Annotated in this window: 3 protein-coding genes and 1 pseudogene; all 4 read right to left on the bottom strand. The window is 53.8% G+C overall.

Features of this window, described 5'->3' with window-relative positions:
• Positions 1-124: 124 nt before the first annotated feature.
• The gene (locus tag HMPREF9465_RS04965; RefSeq protein WP_005434677.1) at positions 125-439 is read right to left on the bottom strand and encodes a hypothetical protein; all 315 of its coding nucleotides are present in this window, start codon (positions 437-439) and stop codon (positions 125-127) included.
• A gap of 43 nt (positions 440-482) precedes the next feature.
• A pseudogene (locus HMPREF9465_RS04960) lies at positions 483-2,250 on the bottom strand (IS1634 family transposase).
• A 381-nt stretch (positions 2,251-2,631) separates the two neighbouring features.
• Positions 2,632-3,291 carry a response regulator transcription factor gene (locus HMPREF9465_RS04955; RefSeq protein ID WP_005434675.1) on the bottom strand — a complete coding sequence of 220 codons (660 nt, stop codon included), beginning with the start codon at positions 3,289-3,291 and terminating at the stop codon, positions 2,632-2,634.
• Positions 3,275-4,138: a sensor histidine kinase gene (locus HMPREF9465_RS04950; RefSeq protein WP_038006567.1), complete on the bottom strand. Its 864-nt coding sequence runs from the start codon at positions 4,136-4,138 to the stop codon at positions 3,275-3,277. The genes HMPREF9465_RS04955 and HMPREF9465_RS04950 overlap by 17 nt, the downstream gene beginning before the upstream one ends.
• Between the last annotated feature and the right edge of the window lie 229 nt (positions 4,139-4,367).

Genomic DNA, 4,367 nt, shown 5'->3' with positions numbered 1-4,367 from the left:
AGGTGGTCTGCTGCCATGCCTCAGTTCGCTCTGCTGTTTGGCGAGCGCTTTACAGGTGCCATGGAGTAAGACAAGGGGTATGATTAGACTACCCGCGCTATCGCATCAGGTCTGGCATACTGCATCACAAAAAACAAAGGGCAGCCTCGTTGGGCTGCCCCTGGAATAACCTCCCCAGACACAGAAATCCTGACACTCCCCGCGCGAGACGCCCGCTAGCGGTTTCTTCGTCGATCAGGCGATAGATCCAGCGATCGTTCAAAGTGGCTCTCATGGTGAAACCAACGTGAGCTGTAACGAAGGCGCGGACGTTGTCCTTGCTGAAGAACCCATTGTCTAAAACGAGCTCTGGCTTTTTCAGCCCGTAAGTTTTGACGCGCTTGATCGCATTGATTGCTGACGCGACGTCAGGAATGTTCCCGGGCTGCAAATCCAGCATGACGGGAAGCTGGGTAGTTACTTGAAAACCGTGGAATCTACACTCAGTCAGATTCGTCGAAGAAGAGCTCGAGGAACATCTGGTCTCTGGCCGTCGTCTCCGTAGACCAACGGTACTGAGCCACCCTGTTCCTCACCTCGACCCTTTCCACGCAGTCGAACCAATCGAGCAACTGCTTGAGCGTCATCGATCGAATCCAGGCGGTCAGTTTTTCGTACTGCTTCCGCACAGTCTTCCCGAGCGACTCATCGTTGGCTCGCCGCTCGGCTTCCTGAGCCGTGCGCTCCATCATGCTCTGCAGCACGAAACGGTAGCCGAGTGCGACGTGTCGGCAGATTTCTTTCCCGCGTACGCTGGTCATCGTCCAGACTCGGGGCTTTCGCCCGTCAAGGTCGGACTTGACGACGCGATACGAGGTTTCAATGTCGTTGCGGCGACGGTAGCGACGAAGCGCGTCCCACGGGCTCGCATGAAGATTTGAAAGGATGACGAAAATCCCAAAGTCCTTCTGTGCGGCCAGAATGGCCTCTTCGTTGGGGATGACCTTGATGCCTCCGCCTCGAACACGCTTCCACGAGAAGTACCGGTGCGCGAACTCAAGCTCGGCATCGTCCATTTCATTTTCCTTGCCGGCTGCAAGACTCATTTCGTAGCTTTTGAGCTTCGTGTGGAAGGCTGAAGCTTCCATGACAGCTCGGGCATTGTTGCGGAAATAGTGAAAGTACAGTCGGAAGGATTTCGACTCCGTATCCTCGGCGGCTACGCCATTGCGCGTGCGCTGCCGCTTCCATTCAAACGGCGTCATTTCAGACACCGATACGGCACTGATCTTCTCGTCGAACGGGCACTGAGAAGCGTACCGCGAGAAGTGGTCTCTCAGTTTGGTCCCATCATCGGCGGCGCTGTCCAAGTGCTTGTAGATCCAGGCGTGCTTGAGCGTGACGAGGATCGTGAACTTGAAATTCTTGCGCAGGAAGCGCAGCACGTTCTCCTTGCTGAAGAACCCGTTGTCGAGGCAGAACTCCGGATTCTTCAAGCCGTATGCCTTGGCCCGAGGCACGGCATTGACGAGAGAAATCACGTCGGGGATGTTGCCGGGCTGAAGCTCGAAAGAAACGGGCAGACCGGAATCAAGCGAGTAGAAAGTGATGATCTTGTAGATGTCCAAGCCGTCGTCGTCTTTGTTGAAGCCTTGCCGCGCGTACGGTTTCAGGCCGTTGCCGTAGACGGAATGCGAGGTTGAATCGAATGCGATGGCCGGCTGTTCGTCGTTGCCTGCCGTACGGGCCAGTTCCCGGAAGAGAGACTGCGAACCGGATTCATCCAGACCGAGCTCGTGGAAGAGGTCGTAGCAAATGTCCTCGGACAGGCCGGCTTCGTAGGGGAGATCATGTTCGCATTGCCAGGCCTCCACGTTGTGAACAGTTTCCCCCGTAGCGACCAAGTACTGAGAGACAGAGAGCAGCTTCTCGGAGGTTCCACCGTTGGGATACGCCCTGCGGACCGAACTTTCGAGTCCGGCCACTGCCCCGGCATGACGAATCAAGTCCAGAGCCCCTACACGGGTTCGTTTGGCAGAGAGCTCGGCAGTCTGAGCCGCTTCGGCTGGCTTCTTCTTGGGGCGGCAACGGGTTGTCACCGTTTCGCCTTCCAGGATTTTTTTCACCCGTCCGACGGCTCGACAGAAGGACGTTGTAGCCCTTTGCCGGATCGTATTGATAGCGACGTTCCTCGATGTATTTGACGCCGGTCTTTTTGTTCGTTACTGCCACACGGCGAACTTTGACCGGGAACTCCTTCCGAGCTGCCATTTGATCTCCTTTGATGGGTGTATATGATTATATCATATACACCCATCACGGTGCAAGAAAAAAGCCCCGATTAAACAGGGCTTTTAAGAGAAGTGTCTGCTTCGTTTCTGGGCTTTGAGTGATCTTTTGACGACTTGCAGGTTTGTATTCATCGCACAGCTGCGGCATCAGGGCAATCGCCCAACAATACACAAGTATTCGGCCCAGACCGCTTTCATCCAGCTCAGCAGCGGGGACCTGGAAAAATCATCCTCCAAACGCCGGCTGCCGTCGACATCCTGCATAACCAATCTGATTTGAACGTTGGATTGCACGTTTGCCTTTTGTATAGACGGCGTTTATGCCTATGATCAAAGCTAGTCTCGGAGGATCACAATGGCTTCAAATCTTGAAGCCTTCGACTGCGCACACTGCCAATTCCTGAGTCGTTTTGACTCCAAGCTTCTCGCATAGGGAGGCTCGGTGGAATTTCACCGTTCGTTCGGAAATACCCAACTGATCGGCGATCTGTTTGTATTGGAGCCCCTCAGAAATCAGCTGTAAAACTTCCCGCTCACGAGTCGACAACGTCGAAAAGTCGGCTTGCTTGGCCTCTCTCTTCAGCCGATCCAGATGCTGCTGGACGGCGAAAGCGCTCCACCGAAGTACAGCTTTGCGCAGTCGTGCTGGATCCACGGGTTTGAGCATAAAATCACAAGCCCCCATCTGCATCGTTTCCACCGCCATATCCACATCGCCATGGCCCGTCACGAACAGGATGGGAAGAGCGATACCGCGCTTCATCATCTCCCGTTGCAAGGTCAAGCCGCTCATCTCGGGCATTCTCACATCGAGGATCAGACAACCCGGGACATCGGTCACCTCTTCAAGAAAAGAAGCTGCGTCAGAGTAACATTTGACGTTCCACCCCTGCGAGGAGAACATGAACTTATATGACCTCAGCATCCCTGCATCGTCATCCACAACTCGAATCAAGGCGATCTTTTTGATTCGAGCCGCTTCGTTCTCATCTGGAAGAGGCTTTTCAATTTCGGGGATCATCACTCATCTCGGAAGCAACAGACGGCAAAACGATTTTGGCACAAACGCCGTGAGGTTGATTGGCAACGATTGAGAGCGTACCTCTGAATCGTTCAATCATTCTTGCCGCAATGGCAAGTCCTATACCCAACCCTCCGGCTTTGGTTGAAGCTTTGGGGGCAAACAAATACTGCAGATCTGAAACGTCGGTGGTCGGGCCATTGTCTGTAATCATTATAGTAACGTGGTGCCCGTCATCGGACGCAACAATCGACACTCGCGCTTCTGGCACGCCAACTACCGCCTCTACCGCATTACGAAGCAGATTGAGGAGCACCAACGTCATTTCAACCCGGTCCACATTGACAGTGATGTCTTCTGGAACCTTGTCAAGGAGCTCTGGCATGCGCAAGCCCAACTCCTGAAGGTCAAGGGTGGCACGCTTGACCAACTCACTGATCCGAATCCTTTCGAGCTTCAGTACGGTAGGCTTGGCATAACTGCGTACTCGTTCAATGATCGCGTTTGCGCGGCATGTCTGTTGAAGGATTTCCTCGACGGCTTCGTCGATAAGCGCTCGATCCGGGTTCTCAACCCTATTGACCGTCCGAATTCCATCGGCGAAATTTGCTATCGTCCCAATGGGCTGCTTGAGTTCGTGAGCCACCGTGTTTGACAGCATGCCGACCAGACTGATGCGTTCCAATGCATGCAGTCGGCGAAGCATCGCCATCGTTTTCTCCTGAGCCTTTTCTCTAGCTTCAGAAGCAGCCCGCAGAGATTGCGTTTTCTTCTTGACTTCTGCGTTCACCAAAAGATAGTGCAGGAACAGGCAGACGAAAAACAGCGACAGCAAGCTGAGCGCCATGCGGTGGTTGTAAATGAAATCCTTAATGGTGGGATTTCTAAGAGGTGTGTAGCACTTTAGTGCCACCCCCCTGCGCATGAAAGCGGGGAATTAAATTAGGGCGTACAACCACGGTTGTACGCCCTAAAATCTTATGGGGGACAGTAGTTGCTCGGTGCTGGATGTGCGATCCCTTCGCGTTTCTAAAATGAGCCTGCGAGTATCGATCCCCTGTCTGAGCGTCATTGCT

Source organism: Sutterella wadsworthensis 2_1_59BFAA, assembly GCF_000297775.1.
GTDB classification, from domain to species: Bacteria; Pseudomonadota; Gammaproteobacteria; order Burkholderiales; family Burkholderiaceae_F; genus Sutterella; species Sutterella wadsworthensis_A.
This window is presented reverse-complemented; position numbering and strand designations above follow the sequence as displayed.